The organism is Ideonella sp., assembly GCF_041914305.1.
In the GTDB taxonomy this organism is placed as follows: domain Bacteria; phylum Pseudomonadota; class Gammaproteobacteria; order Burkholderiales; family Burkholderiaceae_C; genus Ideonella.
The window spans coordinates 178,558-194,357 of the sequence record NZ_JAYSDQ010000013.1 but is presented as its reverse complement, the minus strand read 5'-3'; the positions used below and the strand labels follow the sequence as shown (position 1 = coordinate 194,357).

At 70.8% G+C, this 15,800-nt stretch carries 15 protein-coding genes; 3 read left to right on the top strand and 12 right to left on the bottom strand.

Features of this window, described 5'->3' with window-relative positions:
- Window positions 1–49 precede the first annotated feature (49 nt).
- Window positions 50–1,372: a DEAD/DEAH box helicase gene (locus tag ACE3SG_RS18000; protein ID WP_374567322.1), complete on the bottom strand. Its 1,323-nt coding sequence runs from the start codon at window positions 1,370–1,372 to the stop codon at window positions 50–52.
- A gap of 96 nt (window positions 1,373–1,468) precedes the next feature.
- Here ACE3SG_RS18000 and ACE3SG_RS17995 point away from each other — a divergent pair, with 96 nt between their 5' ends.
- The gene (locus ACE3SG_RS17995; protein ID WP_374567320.1) at window positions 1,469–2,575 is read left to right on the top strand and encodes an S-(hydroxymethyl)glutathione dehydrogenase/class III alcohol dehydrogenase; all 1,107 of its coding nucleotides are present in this window, start codon (window positions 1,469–1,471) and stop codon (window positions 2,573–2,575) included.
- A gap of 3 nt (window positions 2,576–2,578) precedes the next feature.
- Here ACE3SG_RS17995 and ACE3SG_RS17990 read toward each other — a convergent pair whose 3' ends face one another.
- Together ACE3SG_RS17990 and ACE3SG_RS17985 are read right to left on the bottom strand one after the other, a co-directional pair.
- Window positions 2,579–4,087 carry a carotenoid oxygenase family protein gene (locus tag ACE3SG_RS17990; RefSeq protein ID WP_374567318.1) on the bottom strand — a complete coding sequence of 503 codons (1,509 nt, stop codon included), beginning with the start codon at window positions 4,085–4,087 and terminating at the stop codon, window positions 2,579–2,581.
- Between the two features lie 26 nt (window positions 4,088–4,113).
- Complete coding sequence (locus ACE3SG_RS17985; protein ID WP_374567317.1) at window positions 4,114–4,539, bottom strand: DUF2141 domain-containing protein; 426 nt, start codon at window positions 4,537–4,539, stop codon at window positions 4,114–4,116.
- A 217-nt stretch (window positions 4,540–4,756) separates the two neighbouring features.
- Here ACE3SG_RS17985 and ACE3SG_RS17980 point away from each other — a divergent pair, with 217 nt between their 5' ends.
- The gene (locus ACE3SG_RS17980) at window positions 4,757–5,533 is read left to right on the top strand and encodes an SDR family oxidoreductase (protein WP_374567315.1); all 777 of its coding nucleotides are present in this window, start codon (window positions 4,757–4,759) and stop codon (window positions 5,531–5,533) included.
- A 66-nt stretch (window positions 5,534–5,599) separates the two neighbouring features.
- Here ACE3SG_RS17980 and ACE3SG_RS17975 read toward each other — a convergent pair whose 3' ends face one another.
- From ACE3SG_RS17975 to ACE3SG_RS17955, 5 genes are all read right to left on the bottom strand, one after another.
- A complete protein-coding gene (locus tag ACE3SG_RS17975; RefSeq protein WP_374567313.1) occupies window positions 5,600–6,808 on the bottom strand; it encodes an ABC transporter substrate-binding protein in 1,209 nt (402 codons plus the stop codon).
- A gap of 226 nt (window positions 6,809–7,034) precedes the next feature.
- Window positions 7,035–7,238, bottom strand: coding sequence for a hypothetical protein (locus ACE3SG_RS17970; RefSeq protein ID WP_374567311.1), 204 nt, complete (start codon window positions 7,236–7,238; stop codon window positions 7,035–7,037).
- An 88-nt stretch (window positions 7,239–7,326) separates the two neighbouring features.
- On the bottom strand, window positions 7,327–7,536 hold the full coding sequence (locus ACE3SG_RS17965) for a hypothetical protein (RefSeq protein WP_374567309.1): 210 nt from the start codon (window positions 7,534–7,536) through the stop codon (window positions 7,327–7,329).
- A 283-nt stretch (window positions 7,537–7,819) separates the two neighbouring features.
- Complete coding sequence (locus ACE3SG_RS17960) at window positions 7,820–8,026, bottom strand: hypothetical protein (protein WP_374567307.1); 207 nt, start codon at window positions 8,024–8,026, stop codon at window positions 7,820–7,822.
- A 217-nt stretch (window positions 8,027–8,243) separates the two neighbouring features.
- Entirely contained in the window at window positions 8,244–9,185 is a 942-nt protein-coding gene (locus ACE3SG_RS17955) for a ProQ/FINO family protein (RefSeq protein WP_374567305.1), read from the bottom strand.
- Window positions 9,186–9,420: 235 nt separating this feature from the next.
- Between ACE3SG_RS17955 and ACE3SG_RS17950 the strand changes: the two genes are divergently transcribed.
- Window positions 9,421–12,438: an adenosylcobalamin-dependent ribonucleoside-diphosphate reductase gene (locus tag ACE3SG_RS17950; RefSeq protein WP_374567303.1), complete on the top strand. Its 3,018-nt coding sequence runs from the start codon at window positions 9,421–9,423 to the stop codon at window positions 12,436–12,438.
- A gap of 1 nt (window position 12,439) precedes the next feature.
- Here ACE3SG_RS17950 and ACE3SG_RS17945 read toward each other — a convergent pair whose 3' ends face one another.
- The 4 genes from ACE3SG_RS17945 to ACE3SG_RS17930 all read right to left on the bottom strand — a co-directional run bounded on the left by ACE3SG_RS17945 (window position 12,440) and on the right by ACE3SG_RS17930 (window position 15,793).
- Window positions 12,440–12,916, bottom strand: coding sequence for a GNAT family N-acetyltransferase (locus tag ACE3SG_RS17945; protein ID WP_374567301.1), 477 nt, complete (start codon window positions 12,914–12,916; stop codon window positions 12,440–12,442).
- Window positions 12,913–13,320 (bottom strand): hypothetical protein, encoded by a 408-nt coding sequence (locus ACE3SG_RS17940; RefSeq protein WP_374567299.1) that lies wholly within the window; start codon window positions 13,318–13,320, stop codon window positions 12,913–12,915. Before ACE3SG_RS17940 ends, ACE3SG_RS17945 begins: the two co-directional genes overlap by 4 nt.
- A complete protein-coding gene (locus ACE3SG_RS17935) occupies window positions 13,317–15,359 on the bottom strand; it encodes a multicopper oxidase family protein (protein ID WP_374567297.1) in 2,043 nt (680 codons plus the stop codon). The genes ACE3SG_RS17940 and ACE3SG_RS17935 overlap by 4 nt, the downstream gene beginning before the upstream one ends.
- 116 nt (window positions 15,360–15,475) lie before the next feature.
- The gene (locus tag ACE3SG_RS17930; protein ID WP_374567295.1) at window positions 15,476–15,793 is read right to left on the bottom strand and encodes a hypothetical protein; all 318 of its coding nucleotides are present in this window, start codon (window positions 15,791–15,793) and stop codon (window positions 15,476–15,478) included.
- Between the last annotated feature and the right edge of the window lie 7 nt (window positions 15,794–15,800).

Here is a 15,800-nt window from a genome sequence, read left to right as displayed (position 1 = left end):
TGCGGGCTCGCCACAACAGGGGTCTTCACGGGGCGCGGCAGGCGCCCCTTCAGGGCTTGCGGGTCTTGCGGGCCGCCGCTGTCGCGGCGGGTGTGGCGGGCGGTTGGGTGTGGGCCTTGGCGGCTTGGGCAGCGGCCTCGCGCAGCTTGTCTTTCTTGCTCTTGCGGTGGCCCTTGACGCCGCCGTTCGGGTCCAAGCCGGTGCCCGCGCCTTGCTCGGGCGGCACAGCCGGCGCGGTAGGCTCGAAGCCCGGCAGCGTCTCACGCGGCACCCGCTGGCCCTGGCGCTTTTCGATCAGGCGAAAGTGCGCCTCGGCCGTGGGGGTGATGAAGCTGATCGCGTCGCCCTGGCCGCCGGCGCGGCCGGTGCGGCCGATGCGGTGGGTGTAGTCGTCGGCGGCGCGCGGCAGGTCGTAGTTGACGACCATCGGCAGCGCGTCGATGTGCAGGCCGCGGGCGGCCATGTCGGTGGCCACCAGCACCTGCACGCGCCCGGCCTTGAAGTCGTCCAGCACGCGCACGCGTGCGCCCTGGCTCAGGTCGCCGTGGAAGGCCTCGGCCTGCAGGCCGCCGCGCCGCAGCTTGTCGGCCACGTGTTCGGTGGCGTACTGCGTGGCGACGAAGACCAGCACGCGGTCGTCGCCCGCGGCCTGCACCAGGTGTTTCAGCAGCGCGGTGCGGCGCGCTTCGTCGACGACCATGGCGCGCTGGCGGATGTCGGCCCGCGCCGCGAGCGCGGTCGCCACGCGGATGTCTTCCGGCTCGCGCAGCCAGGTGGTGGCCAGCGCCTTGACCGGCGGCGGCAAGGTGGCCGAGCACAGCACCGTCTGGCGTTTCTTCGGCAACAGCGCCAGCACTTCAGCCAGCTCATCGGCAAAACCCAGCGCAAGCAGGCGATCGGCCTCGTCGAGCACCAAGGTGCGCACGGTGTTGAGCTTCAGCGCGTTCTGCCGCACCAGGTCGAGCAGCCGGCCGGGTGTGGCGACGACGATGTCGGCGCCGCCGCGCAGGGCCATCATCTGCGGGTTGATCGAGACGCCGCCGAAGACGACCGCGATCTTGATCAGCCCCGGCAGCTCGTGCGCCAGCTCGCGCAGCGTGTCGCCCACCTGCAGCGCCAGCTCGCGCGTGGGCACCAGCACCAGGCCCTCGACCGGGCGCGGTGCGCGCGCGGTGCCGTTCTGCCATTGCTGCAGCAGCGGCAGCGCGAAGGCGATGGTCTTGCCCGAGCCGGTGCGCGCCTGCACCAGCAGGTCGCGCCCGGCCAGCATCGGCGGGATCGCCGCCGCCTGCACCGGGGTGGGCTGCTGGTGGCCTTGGGCGAACAGCGCGTGCTGCAGCGAAGCGGAGAGACCGAGCGAGGCGAAGGGCATGGGGGCATTGTCGGCGCCCGGCCGTTCGGCGCCGGCTTCGGCCGAGAATGCGCCGGCCGATTCGCCAATGTCTGAACAAATCAAGAGGAGCTGTCGATGAAAACCCGTGCTGCCGTGGCCTGGAAGGCCGGTGCCCCGCTGACGATCGAAGAAGTCGACCTGCAAGGCCCGCGCGACGGCGAGGTGCTGGTCGAGGTCAAGGCCACCGGCATCTGCCACACCGACCACTACACGCTCAGCGGTGCCGACCCCGAAGGCCTGTTCCCGGCCATCCTCGGCCACGAGGGCGCGGGCGTGGTGCTGGAGGTCGGCGCCGGTGTGACCTGGCTGAAGCCGGGTGACCACGTGATCCCGCTCTACACACCCGAGTGTCGGCAGTGCAAGTTCTGCCTGTCGCGCAAGACCAACCTGTGCCAGGCGATCCGCGCGACGCAAGGGCGGGGTCTGATGCCCGACGGTTCGAGCCGCTTTTCGCTCAACGGCCAGCCGATCCTGCACTACATGGGCACCTCGACCTTTGCCAACCACATCGTGGTGCCCGGCATCGCGCTGGCCAAGATCCGGCCCGACGCGCCCTTCGACAAGGTCTGCTACATCGGCTGCGGCGTCACCACCGGTGTCGGTGCGGTGCTGTTCACCGCCAAGGTCGAGGCCGGCGCCAACGTGGTGGTGTTCGGCCTCGGCGGCATCGGGCTGAACGTGATCCAGGGCGCCAAGATGGTCGGCGCCGACAAGATCATCGGCGTCGACATCAACCCGGCGCGCGAGGCGATGGCGCGCCGCTTCGGCATGACGCACTTCATCAACCCGAAGGACGTGCCGAACATCGTCGACGCGATCGTGCAGCTGACCGACGGCGGCGCCGACTACAGCTTCGAGTGCATCGGCAACACCCAGGTGATGCGCCAGGCGCTGGAATGTACGCACAAGGGCTGGGGCCGCTCGATCATCATCGGCGTGGCGGCGGCCGGGGCCGAGATCTCGACCCGGCCGTTCCAGCTGGTCACCGGCCGCCACTGGGAGGGCTCGGCCTTCGGCGGCGCGCGTGGCCGCACCGACGTGCCGAAGATCGTCGACTGGTACATGGACGGCAAGCTCAACATCGACGACCTGATCACCCACAAGCTGCCGCTGGAGCGCATCAACGAAGGCTTCGAGCTGATGGAGCGCGGCGAGTCGATCCGCACCGTCGTGGAGTTTTAGGCATCAAGCCGCCGCGAACTGGCCGTGGAACGCGTGCGGCACCGCATAGGGCAGCCGCGCCACCGCCAGCGGCCCGTCGCTCAGGTGCTCGGCGTCGAACACGCTGGCGAAGCTGGTGCGCCAGCGCAGGTCGTAGCCGGCGCCGACCAGCCAGCCTTCGCCCTCGCGGGTGCTGCCGGGCTTGGGCACGAACACATGCTCTTCGACCACCGCGTCGGGGCCGAAGATGAACGCGTCGCGCTGGCCGATTTCGCGGTCCAGCCGCAGCACCGCGTCGTGGCCAAAGCGCTGCTCGTGGCCGGGTGACAGCGCGGCCGGGTAGAAGACGACCCGGTGGCGGCGGCCGACCACGCGCGGGTCGACGCGCGGGAATTCGAGCGCGTCGCGGCCCAGGTCCGACCGCTGCTGCCCGTTGCGCAGGTTCAGGCGCAGCAGCGCGGGCTGCGAGCTCGGGCTGCCGCGGAAGTCACCATGCACGATGCTGCGCAGCCGCTGCTCGCCCACCGGCGCTTCGGGCGAGCGCACATAGTCCAGCGTCAGCAGGTCGCCGTCGTCCCAGGCGTTGGCGAAGTGGAAGACCATCTCGGCCGGCGTCTCGAAGACGCGGCGGCGCTCGAAGTCGGCCTTGTCGATCACCAGCACGCGCGTCGCCTGCGACTGGCCCGGCGCCTGCCAGCGCATCGAGCCAGCGAAGCTGCCGCCAGCGCGCACCGCGTCCATGTCCAACGTCAGCGGCGGCAGCAGGAAGGCGAGGTAGCGCTGGGTGACAACGAAGTCGTGCACCATCGCGCAGGGCGGCATGTCGAACACCGCGTGGCGCTTCAGTTCGCCGGCCGAGGACAGCTGGTACAGCACCATCTTGCCCATGCCGGTGCCGAAGTTCCAGACCGTGCCGTCGGGCTCGACCTTCGGGTGGGCCGAGAACGGCATGCCAGCCAGCTCGTCGGACCAACGCACCAGGCCGCGCGTGGCCAGCGTGTCGCGGTCCAGCGCGTAGGCCGAGCCACCCTCCCACAGCGCCAGCAGGCGGTCGGGCAGCGGCAGCACGCTGGTGTTGGCCACGTTGAGGTCGTCGGGCCCACGCACCGGCCGCCGGGCCGCGATCGCGGTGCCGAAGGCCGGCAGCAGGAACTCGCCGGCCGCCTGCTCGGCCTGGAACTTGGCCGTCTGCACGAAGCGGCCGCGGTGCGACACGCGGCCACCGCCGTCGAAGCGCCAGGCCTGGACGAGGCCGTCGCCATCGAACCAACGGTCGTAGCGCCGGCCGGCGCGCTCGAACAGGGCCGGGCCGTTGCGGTACAGCGTGCCGCGCAGGTCGTTGGGCAGGCGGCCCTCGATGCTGGCGCTGTCGCAGGCCAGGTCTTGCCCCTGCAGGCCACGCAGCGGCTGTAACGCCGCGTGGTCGCCATAGGCGGCGGGCCGCTGCCAGGCGGTGCCGGCGGCGAGGGCGGGCGCGGCGAACGGGCTGGCCAGCGCGGCGGCGCTGGCGCCGAGGAAGTGGCGGCGTTTCATGCGGGGCTCCAGTGGCTTGGTTGGGCTCAGGGCAGGTGGATCACGGCGCGCGTGTCGCCTTGCACACTGAAGCGGGCCTGCTCGTAGCGCGGCGGGCCGTAGGCACCGGCGGCGTCGTTCGAGAAGGCATAGGGCTCGGTCGGCATGCCCAGCGGGTTGGTGTCGAGCTTGCCGTTGCCGTTGCGGTCGAGGAACAGCGAGACCGCGTAGTCGCCCTCGGGCATGTCGGGCACTTGCAGCGTCATCGTGCCGGCCACGGCGGCCTGGCGCAGGCCACGCAGCGGCGTCTTCAGCCATTGGTCGGCCTGGTCGTAGATCGCGACCATCAGGTTGCCCTGGGCTGTGGCCACCTGTTGAACCTCGATCGTCAAGGTGGCGGCGCAGGCGGGGCCGGCCAGTGCGGCGGCCAACAGGGTGGCAGGCAGCAGCGGCAGCGAGAAGCGGGGGGGCATGGCGGGCCTTTCGATGGGAGTGGGCATGGGCTGGATGCTCGGCGCCGGCGCCCCGCCGCGCGAGCGCGCTGCGACGAACGGGGGCACGCCGGCGCGAAACGCCGTGCCGCGGCGCGAGCGGTGACGTGGCGGGGGTAATGCGGCGGAGGTAACGCGGCGGGCGGTGTCGGGCGTGGCAGACTGGCCGCCCAAATTTCGACCGCCGGAGCCATCGCCCATGCCCACCGTTCACGCCACCGCCCCGTCCACCCGCATCGCCCTGGTCACCGGCGCCGGCAGCGGCATCGGCAAGGCCTGCGCGCTGGCCTTGCTGCAGGCTGGGTGGACGGTGGTGTTCAGCGGTCGCCGGGCCGAGCCGCTGGCCGCGGCAATCGCCGAGTCAGGCGAGGCCGCCGACCGGGCCTGGGCCGCGCCGGCCGACGTGGGCGATGCCGATGCGGTGGCGGCGCTGTTCGAGCAGATCCGCCAGCGCCACGGCCGGCTCGACCTGCTGTTCAACAACGCCGGCGTCTTCACCGCCGGCGTGCCGATCGACGAGCTGCCGGTGGACGCCTGGCGCAGCGCGGTCGACACCAACCTGACCGGCGCGTTCCTGTGCACCCGCGAGGCGTTTCGCCTGATGAAGGCGCAAACGCCGCGCGGTGGCCGCATCATCAACAACGGCTCGATCTCGGCCCACACGCCGCGGCCGAATTCGGTGGCCTACACGGCGACCAAGCACGCGATGAGCGGGCTGACCAAGTCCTGCGCGCTCGACGGCCGCGCGTTCGACATCGCCGTCGGCCAGATCGACATCGGCAACGCCGCCACCGACATGACCACCGCGATGGCCCGCGGCATGGCGCAGGCTGACGGCAGCGTGCGCAGCGAGGCGCGCATGGATGTGCGGCACGTGGCCGACACGGTGGTACACATGGCCGGGCTGCCGCTGTCGGCCAACGTGCTGTTCACGACCATCCTGGCCACGGGCATGCCGTTCGTCGGGCGCGGCTGAAGAAGGCGCACCCACCGTCACCCTCCGAGAGGGGGCGCGGCCGCGGCGGGCCGGCGTGGCGCGGCGCTACTTGCCGTCTTTGCGCCGCATCACGCTTGCCCGTTTCGCGTCGTCGGCATAGACGAACTGCAGCGCGCCGTTGCGCCAGACGGCGAGCCAGATCATGTTCATCGTGAAGGCGTCGTGGTCCTGCAGGCTGAACGGCCGGTCGTGGGTGGTCACGACACCGGCGTAGGGTTGCTCCAGGTGTTCGAGCGCGTCTTTCAGCGCCGGGCCACGCGTGTCGCCATGGCTCTGGAACACCGCGCGCAGCATCAGGTGCACCGCGTCGTAAGTCTGCGCGGCGGCCATCAGCGAGGCGATCGGCGCGTCGCCGGCGTGGCGTTTCAGCCGGGCGATGAACGACATCCGGCGTTCGTTCGACAAGTCCGGCACGATCGACTGAACCATCATCGCGCCTTCGGCCGCGCCGCCGGACTTGTCCCACACCGTCTTGAACGACATCGGCCACGGGCCCAGCAGCGGGCCGTTGAAACGCGCCGCCTGGCGCGCGCGGGCCAGCGTGGCCAGTTCGGGCCCGACGCTGTAGGCGATGATCGCCTCGGCGCCAGCGGCTTGCGCCGCCTTGACCTCGGCGTCGAGCGAGGTGACGCCCAGGTCGAAGCGGCTGACCTGCACCGGTTGCAGGCCTTGCGCGGCGAGAAAGTGCTTCAGGTCGGTCAGCCCGCCTTCGCCGTAGCCGGTGCGGTCGGCGAACAGCGCGATGCGCTTCAGGCCACGCCGCTGCGTGACCTCGCGCACCAGGAAGTCGGCCTGCAGCGTGTCGCGTGGTGAGAGCCGGAACACATAGCTGTCGGCCGCCGGGTAGGCGGCGGTCAAGGCCGAGCCGGTGGCGACCGGCACCATCAGCACGTGCTGATGGGCCTGGAACACCTCGAGCGATTTCAGCGCGACCCCGGTGTTGCAAAAGCCGACGGTGAACGCCACCTTTTCGTTCAACACCAGGTCTTCGGCCACGCGCCGGCCTTCGTCGGGCGTGGCTTTGTCGTCGCGGGCCACGAGCTCCAGTGGGCGGCCCATGTAGCCGCCGACCTCGTTGATCTCTTTCACCGCCAGCTCGGCCCCCAGCCGGGCGCTGTTGCCGAAGTCGCCCGAGCCGCCGCTGAGCGGGCAGATGAAGCCGATGCGCAGAGGCGCCGCAGCGGCCACACCGGTGAACAGGGCCAGCGCGGCGGCGAAGCCGGCACAACGGATGAAAAAGCGGTGTGGCGTCATGGCGGCGGTGCCCTGGGCGGGGCGGGTACTGCTGAAGTTGTGGAGACTAGGATCGTGAAGCTGAATGCCAGCTTGCAGAACCGGCGACCCACGGGATGCCCCGGGGTGCTGGGTCAGGGCGGCCGTGAACCGCTGCACGATCAAGAAGACAAAAGGGCCCTCATGGGCCCTTCTTGCTTGAGCGACGGATTGCACGCTCGGGTTTGGCCAGCGTGCAACCGCGCACTCAACGCAGGGGTGGTGCGGTCACCAGCACATAGTTATCAGCCGGCTTGGCCAGGTCTTGCGCGACCAAAGCCTCCGAGTAGTGCTCGTCGGCCAGGTGGGCCAACCCTCCGATGGCTCCCAGCGTGACCACTGCGGCCAGGCCCAAGGCCACGGCGCGCAAGACGGGGTGGGCGTCGGCATAGCGTTGCTTCAGCGTGGGCATGATGGGCTCCTTCGCGAACGGCACCGCGGGTTTGCGACGCCGCTGATGAAACTGTAGACCTGTGCGCGGCGGGACGCCAGCACCTGGATCAAACCGTCGGGTGCGACAGGGTCGGATGTGCGGCGACTTGCACGGAAGCGGCCGAATTCTGTGCGACGCAGGCCGCCTCGTACTGCTGGTCGGCCACGCCGCCCATGCCGGCCAGCAAGCTCAACGTGACCAGTGCGGCCAGGCCCCATGCGGTGGCGCGCGTGCGGGTTTCGGTGGCTGGGTAGTCGGTGGTCGGGCGGGTGGTCATGGCAGGCTCCTGGGTGGCGGTGGGCGGCGGCATCGGTGTTGCGACAGATCCACTGTAGGCAGCACCGCCGCTGCCAGCGAGTGCCTTGCGACCAGTGGCGCTCGCGGCGGCACGAGGCGCACGCAGCGCCGATCGGCGGCGGTTGAACGGCCAAAGCCGGCTTGAGCAAAATCAAATTGCCATTAATCTAACGAGTTATGTTTTCGCCCAAAAAGAGGGCCCACGAGGGGCCCAAGAGGAGTGGAACGGAAACCTTTGAATCGGTGCTCGACGCGCCCGGTGGTCAGGCCTGCAGGCGCTTGGCGGTGATCACCACCACCTGCGTCGGGGCGTTGTCGGCCTGGGCCATCAGCGCGTCGTCGTACTGGCGATCGGCGACATGGTCCAGGCCCGCCATCAAGCCCAGCGTCAGCACCAGGGCCAGGCCCGCGGCCACGCGGCGGGCGGCGGTTTGTTGGGCGGCGAAACGGGGGGTGGTGGCGGTGGTCATGTGCGGCTCCTGCGGGGGGTGGCGTTGTCGATGGAGTGCACTGTAGGCAGCGCAGCGCGCAGCCGCCACGCGGTTGCGACCAGCCGCCGGCCCGGCGCGACGAACTGCGCGCGCGGCGGATGAATGGCAATCGCGCCGCCGAGCCTGGAGTGGCTGGGCGGCGCGAAGTCAATAGGGAGGCGCCAGAGGCCTGGCGCGATGGGCCGGGTGCGGGGCGTCAGCGCGCCGGCCGCGGCGGCCGGGGGCCGCGCTCGCCGCGGGGCGGGCCGTCGCGGCGTGCCTCGCCGGCGCCGCCACGGGGGCCGGGGTGTTGCCCCTGGTTCGGCCCGGCGTTCTGGCCCTGGGGGCCGCCGGGGCGGCGGTCGCCGCGCTGGTCGCCACGGGGGCCGGGGCGGTCCTGGCCACCAGGGCGGTGGTCCTGGCGCGGGCCGCCGCGGTGGTCCGGCCGGCCACCCGGGTGCGGCAGCGGCGGCCGTTCGCGTGCATACGCTTCGGCCTCTTCACGGGCCTGGGCCAGCGCCGCATCCAGCGCCTCGGGCGTCATGCCCTTGAGGGCGCAGAAGTTGTCCTTGGTCAAGGTGGTGGTCTGGAACGCGCGCAGCAGCTGGGCGCGCTCGCGCCGCTGGTCTTCCTCGGCCTGGCGGCGGCCTTCGTGCACCTGGCGCCGGCGGGCCAGCTCGTCGGCCGCGGCCTGGCGGTGCTCGGCGGCGATCTCGCCGGCTGGCTGGCCGTCGAGGTCGACGCGGTGCGGCGCGCGGGTCAGCGCGATCAGGTAGCCGGTGCCGCCGGTGTAGCGGCGCAGGAAGCCCGACAGCGCGGCCTTGCTGAACACCCCGGGCGCGCGGGCCTGGATGTCGGCCTGGATGCGCAGCTTGATCGGCTTGGCCTGGCCGGTGAACAGCGCGGGGAACAGGGCCTTCAGCCGCTCGGCGCAGGCCGCCGGTGACATCGGGGCGGCGGCCTCGGCCGCGGCGGGTTGACCGGCCGGGGCGGCCACGTCGGGGGCGGCTGCCAGCTCAGGCGTGGTCTCTGCGCTCGCTGCGGTGGTGGGCTCGACGGTCGGGCCGCCGGTGGTCGGCTCGGGGGCCGGCGCGCCGACGGGGGCAGCCTCGGTGGCCGGGGCTGCGGAATCGGGCGTCGGGTGGTCGTTGGCGGTCATGGCGCGCAATGGTGAGCCTGGCCGGTGCGCGGCCCGCGGCAAAGAAAAACAGGCCGAGATTGTGCCCGTCCGCGCGGCGATCGCATGGCCCCCGCCTGGACTTTGTGCCGCGATTGACGAACACCAAAGTCCACGGCGATGCACGGGTTTACGGTCCGGCGGGCGATGCCCGCTTGGGGCATCATCGCCACTGTTGATTTTTACAGCCATTCTGTTGTCGATTGCCCTACCGCCCATGAGCTCCGTTCGCCGCCCTGCCGCCGCCCCTTCCTCCCGCACCGCCCCGCGCACGCCGCTGCCGGCACAGCCGATCAGCGCCGAGGTGCTGGCCGAGAAATACGCCAAGGGCACCGAGAAAACCGTCGACGACGTGCGCCTGCGTGTGGCGCGGGCGCTGGCCGCGGTCGAGGCGCCCGAGCAGCGCGCGCTGTGGGAGCAGCGTTTCGTCGACGCGCAGCGCCGCGGCTTCGTGCCGGCCGGGCGCATCAACTCGGCCGCCGGCACCGAACTGACCGCCACGCTGATCAACTGCTTTGTGCAGCCGGTGGGCGACTCGATCGCCCAGGTCGAAGAAGGTTTTCCGGGCATCTACACCGCGTTGACCGAGGCGGCCGAGACCATGCGCCGCGGCGGCGGCGTGGGCTACGACTTCTCCCGCATCCGCCCGCAAGGCGCCTGGGTCGGCTCGACGCAGTCCAGCGCCTCGGGGCCGGTCAGCTACATGCGGGTCTTCGACCGCTCGTGCGAGACGGTCGAATCGGCCGGCTCGCGCCGCGGCGCCCAGATGGCGGTGTTGCGCTGCGACCACCCGGACATCGAGACCTTCATCCAGGCCAAGGACGAAGGTGACCTGCGCAACTTCAACATCTCGGTCGGCGTGACCGACGAGTTCATGAAGGCGGTGCTCGACGGCGGCGAGATCGAGCTGGTGCACCGCGCCGAGCCCGGGGTGGCGCAAGAGGCGGCGGGTGCCCACCGGCGCGGCGACGGCCTGTGGGTCTACCGCCGGCTGCCTGCAGCGCGGTTGTGGGACAAGATCATGCGCTCGACCTACGACCACGCCGAGCCGGGTGTCTTGTTCCTGGACCGCATCAACAACGACAACAACCTCGGCTACTGCGAATCGATCGCCGCCACCAACCCCTGCGGCGAGCAGCCGCTGCCGTCGTACGGCTGCTGCTGCCTGGGCTCGATTGACCTGACGCATTTCGTCAACGCGCCGTTCGAGCCGGGCGCCGATTTCGACGACGCCGGTTTTGCCGAGGTGGTGAAGGTGGCGGTGCGCATGCTCGACAACGTGCTCGACGTGACCGTCTGGCCGCTGCCGCAGCAGGCCGAAGAAGCGCGCAACAAGCGCCGCATCGGGCTCGGCTTCACCGGGCTGGGCGACGCGCTGATCATGCTGGGCCTGCGCTACGACACCGCCGAAGCGCGCGAGATGGCGCGCCGGATCAGCGAAGCGATGCGCGACGCGGCCTACCTGGCCAGTGCCGACCTGGCGGTCGAGCGCGGCGCGTTCCCGCTGTTCAATGCGGATCTGTATTTGTCTGGTCGCTCGCAGGGCCGCCCCAAGGACGACCATCCCCCACGGGGGGCGGGCGTCGCTCGCGGCGACCTGGGCGCCGACGGGTTCAGCAACTTCGTGTCGCGCCTGCCGGTGGCGGTGAAAGAGCGCGTGCGCACCGTGGGCCTGCGCAACTCGCACCTGCTGTCGATCGCGCCCACCGGCACCATCAGCCTGGCCTTTGCCGACAACGCGAGCAACGGCATCGAGCCGCCATTCTCATGGACCTACACCCGCAAGAAGCGCATGCCCGACGGCAGCTTCAAGGAATACGCGGTCGAAGACCATGCGTGGCGCCTGTACCGCCACCTGAAGGGCCACGACGCGCCGTTGACCAACGCCTTCGTCACCGCGCTGGAGATGAGCGCCGAGGCGCACGCGCTGATGGTGGCGGCGGTCGCGCCCTGCATCGACACCTCGATCAGCAAGACGGTCAACGTGCCGGCCGACTACCCCTATGAAGACTTCCAGGGCCTGTACCTGACGGCCTGGCGCTCGGGCCTGAAGGGCCTGGCCACCTACCGGCCGAATGCGGTGCTGGGCTCGGTGCTGAGCGTCGATGCGCCGGCCCCGGCCGTCGCGCCGGCGCCCTTGTCGGCCGACCATGCCAACCAGCGCTTGACGCTGGACAAGCTGCCGGCCCCGGTGTTGACCTCGCTGCGCTGGCCCGGCCGGCCCGAGCTGAAGGCCGGCAACCCGGCCTGGAGCTACCTGATCCAGCACCCGCACGGCGACTTCTCGCTCTTTGTCGGCGAGCTGCCGGCTGAAGCGGGGCCGGGCACCGGGCTGTTCGGCACCACGCTGCCGTTCGAGGTGTGGGTCAACGGTGCCGAGCAGCCGCGCGGGCTGGGCGCGCTGGCCAAGACCTTGTCGATGGACATGCGGGCCAACGACCCGCAGTGGCTGAAGCTCAAGCTCGACGCCTTGGCCACGGTGGCCGAGGAGCGCTCGTTCGAGATGCCGTTCCCGCCGAGCGGCGAGAAGCGGCTGTTCCCGGGTGTGGTGGCGGCCACCGCGAGCGTGATCCGCTGGCGTTGCGAGCAGCTCGGTGCCCTGTCCGATGGTGGCCCGACGCCGGTGCTGGACGCGATGTTCAGCCGCGACGAACCGCGCACCAGCACCTCGGGCACGCTGGCTTGGGCGGTCGACGTGGACAACCCGGCCACCGGCGAGGCCTTCACGCTGACCCTGAAGGAAGTGGCCCTGGCGACCAGCGATCCGCAGGTCTCGCCCAGTGGCTTCGTCACGCGGCCGTGCGCGCTGGGCTTCTCAGGCAACTACCCCAAGGCCTTCGACGGGCTGGCACGCCTGCTGTCGCTCGACATGCGCGTGATCGACCCGGCGTGGATCGGCATGAAGCTGCGCAAGCTGCTGAACGTGGGCGAGCCGCTGGGCCACTTCATGGCGCCGGTGCCGGGCCAGCGGCGGCAACAGGTCTGGCCCAGCACGGTGGCCTATGTGGCGCGGCTGATCATCCACCGCTACGCGATGCTGGGGGTGCTCGACGAAGAGGGCTTCCCGCTGCACGCGATGGGCATCCTGGAGTCGCCGGCGCCGAAGGCCGATGGCGTCACGGCGGCGCCGGTGTTGGCCGGCCGGCCGTGCCCGGAGTGTGGCAACGCGACGCTGATCCACAAGGACGGCTGCGACTTCTGCACCGCCTGCGGCTACGTCGGGCAGTGCGGCTGATTCAGCCGAGCGCCTTGAGCATGCAGGCGCACTCGGGGCGGGTGGCGTAGCTGCCATAGGCCTCGGCCACCACGAAGCCCTGGGCGCGGTAGAAACCGATCGCGCCCTCGTTGGCCCAGCGGGTCGACAGCCGCAGTCGCCGATACCCCAGGGCGCGCGCCTGTTGCTCGAGAAACGCCAGCACCGCCGCGCCGATGCCCTGGCCGGGCCGGCTGGCGTGCATGCGCTTGATTTCGCCGCTGCCGGCCTCGCCCGCCAGCGGGCGCAGCGCGCCGCAGCCCACCGGCGCGCCTGCTGCGTCATAGGCCACCGCGAACACCGACCCTTCGCCCGGGAAGTCGGCGAACCCGGCCTTGCCGTCACTGCCATAGCGGGCCAGCAGGTGCGCCGACAACTGCTCCTGCAGCGCCACCGCGTCGGCGCTGTCGTGGGCGACAGCGCGCACGTCGAGCGGCGGATGCAGGCGCGCCGTGGTCAACGCAGCGTGCCGCGGGCCGCCTGGGCGTGCTTGTCGGCCGGCTTGGTCATGCACAGGCCCGACAGCAGGGCCCAGCTGCCTTCGGCGCGGGGCTCGAGCGTGACGATGTCGAAGTACAGCCGGCCTTCGGGCTCGCGCTGGCGAACGAAGTCGATCTGGCAGGCGGCGCCGGTGCTGCTGGTCTTGAGCGGCTGGCAGCGGGCGGTCTGGATCACCAGGTCGTCGGCGTGCTCGCCGGGCGGCTTGCCGCGGTTGGCCAGGTAGGCGGCCTCGTAGGCGGCCTGGATGCGCGGCACGTCGGGGAAGGTGGCTTCGCCCCGGGCCGGCGCTGCCAGCGCAGCCAAGGCGAGCACCCACCCCGCGCAGGCGGCGGGGTGCCCGTTGACGGGGCGGCTTGCGTTCACTTGTTGGCCCGGATGCGGATGCGGGCCATCATGCCTTCATCGCTGTGCTCGCCGATGTGGCAGTGGTAGGCGAAGTCGCCGGCCACGGTGAACGGGATCTCCACCAGCATCGGGTGTGCCACGCACTTGCCGGCGCGCCAGTCGGCCACCGATTCGCAGTCGCCGTCGGCACGCGGGATCGGCACGTTGTCGTACAGCACGCCGCCGCGGTGCTCGACCACGTGGCCGTCGACACGGTCACGCGACAGCAGGCTGAACTTCACCTGGTGGACGTGGAAGTTGTGGTTCTCGGCCGCGATGTTGACGATCTCCCAGCGCTCGGTGGTCGGCGTGTTGCCCGGGCCGAGCGGCACGCAGACGGTCGGGCGGTCCTGGTTGAAGGGCTCGATGTCGAGGAAGGTGCCGGGCACCGGCTGGTCGTTTTCGTCCAGCTCTTCGTAGCCGAGGCCGAAGGCCACCGAGCCGCCGGGCGTGAAGCCCATGAAGATGCGGCGCTTGTGGCCGGGGGCCAGCGGCAGGCAATCGGCCTCGGCCTTGAACATCGCGTTGGACGTGGTCAGCTCGGCGCCGATGCGCCGCGGGTCGCGCATCTCAGCCTGGCTGTCGCCGGTGACCGCCAGGGTCTGCGGGGCGTTGGCCGCGGGCGTGCCGCGGAACGTGATGCGCGCCAGGTCGACCTCGGGCCAGGTGTCGCCGGCCGGGCCGGTCTGCACGCCGGCGGTGTACAGCGTGGCGCTGGCATTCGGGCTGGCCGCGGCCAGGTGGCCCTTGGCGTCGCGGTGCGCGACCCAGAGCTCGACGCGCGAGCTGGGCATCATCATGATCCGCGTGGCGCAAACCGGCTTGTGGATCATCTTGCCGGGCACGTCGGCCGGGCAGGGGACGGTGGTGATGCGGGCGCCGCTCATGCTGCGGATCTCTTCGGCGCTGGCGTTGGCGTCGGGCTCGACCGCCACGCCGTCGACCGACAGCACCTGCACCAGCATGTTCTGGCCGGTCACGTCGTCGCGCAGGCCCAGGTCGTAGGTGACGGTGGCCGAGCCCGTGGTGATGCGCCAGATCTCGCCGTTGCCCTGGTGCACCGGGATGTGCGGGAAGCCCTGGCCGTTGACGCTGAAGTACCACTTGCCGCCGCCGGTGGGGATGCCGTGCAGGCCGGCGCACTGGCCCTCGCGCGGCTCTTCGTCGACGCCGCGTTTGGTCTTGCAGAAGACCGGGTACTGCTCGGTGACGATCTTGTTGCTCTTCAGGACCTGCGTGTCCTTCAGCAGCAGGTGGCGCACCGGCAAGGTCTTGAAGAAGTCGCTGCAGGCGGCGTTCTTGCAGAGGTAGTCGCTCGGGTCGCCGATCGTGATGACGCCCGACATGCCCGAGCTGAGCTGGTTCAGCGTCAGGCCGTGGATGTGGCCGTGCAGCCAGTACAGGCCGGCCGGGTGGCTCTTCGGGATCTTGACCTCGTACTCGGTGAAGCCGAGCCGGACGTCGCCATGCACCACGTCGTCGTCGCCCGGCAGCAGGTTGTCCGGGTTCAGCGTCATCACGAAGATGTTGTCGCCGTAGGTCGGGTTGGCCTTGGTCGGGAAGCGGGGCGAGACGATCAGGCCGTGGGTGTGCAGGTTCGTCGGGTTGCCGCGCAGGAAGTGGTGGCCGGGCTCGCTGGCGTGCTCGGAGTCGAGCACCTCGGGCAGCTTGTTGACCAGCCGCATCTTCAGCGTGTCGCCCGGCCGAAGTTGTAGCCGCGTGCCGCCGTAGAGGTTGGTGCCGTCGGGCTTGGCCGGGCAGGTGTCGCTGCCATCGGTGGGGCGGGGGCAGATGTCGTAGACCCAGCCCATCGGCTTCAGGGTGCCGAGCGTGGTGATCTTTTCGCCGCGGGCGACGACCAGCACGTCGAGCAGGCCGTTGCTGCTCTTGAGCACCGGCAGCTCGTTGATCGGGGATGCGGCCACGGGCAGCGCGGCAGCCAGCAGGGCCGGGGCCAGCCAGGCGGCGGGCGAAACAAAGGCCCGCCGAAGCAGGCCATCAAAAAAAGGGGTACGCATGAACAGTCCAGCGGCGGCGTTGGTGAATCGCTGGATTCCAGCACAGCGCCGGTGCCTCGCCAACCGCGTAACTGTGGGGGAGCGGTCTCAAAGGCCCGCTGCCCACTCAACAATCGTCATCGGCCGTTTTCAATCGTCGGGTCGAGGCTGAGCGTCGAGTTGTCCGCCGTGTTCGTCAGGTGCACGGTGTACTTGTAGGAGTTGCTGTCGGTGTTGGCGTCGAACAGCGTGGCCAGGTGGGTCGACGAGGTCGAGGAGGGATACGGGAACTGGCTCGCCGGGTTGCTCACCACGACGGTGTTGTTGGCCAGGAAGGCGTAGCCGGACGTGGCCAGGTTGAACGTGATCGTGGCATTGGCGCCGCTGACGGGCACGGGATCGGGGCTGCAGCTGATGATGCCGGTGGAGCTGACACTGACGGTGACGGTGGCCATGGGATTA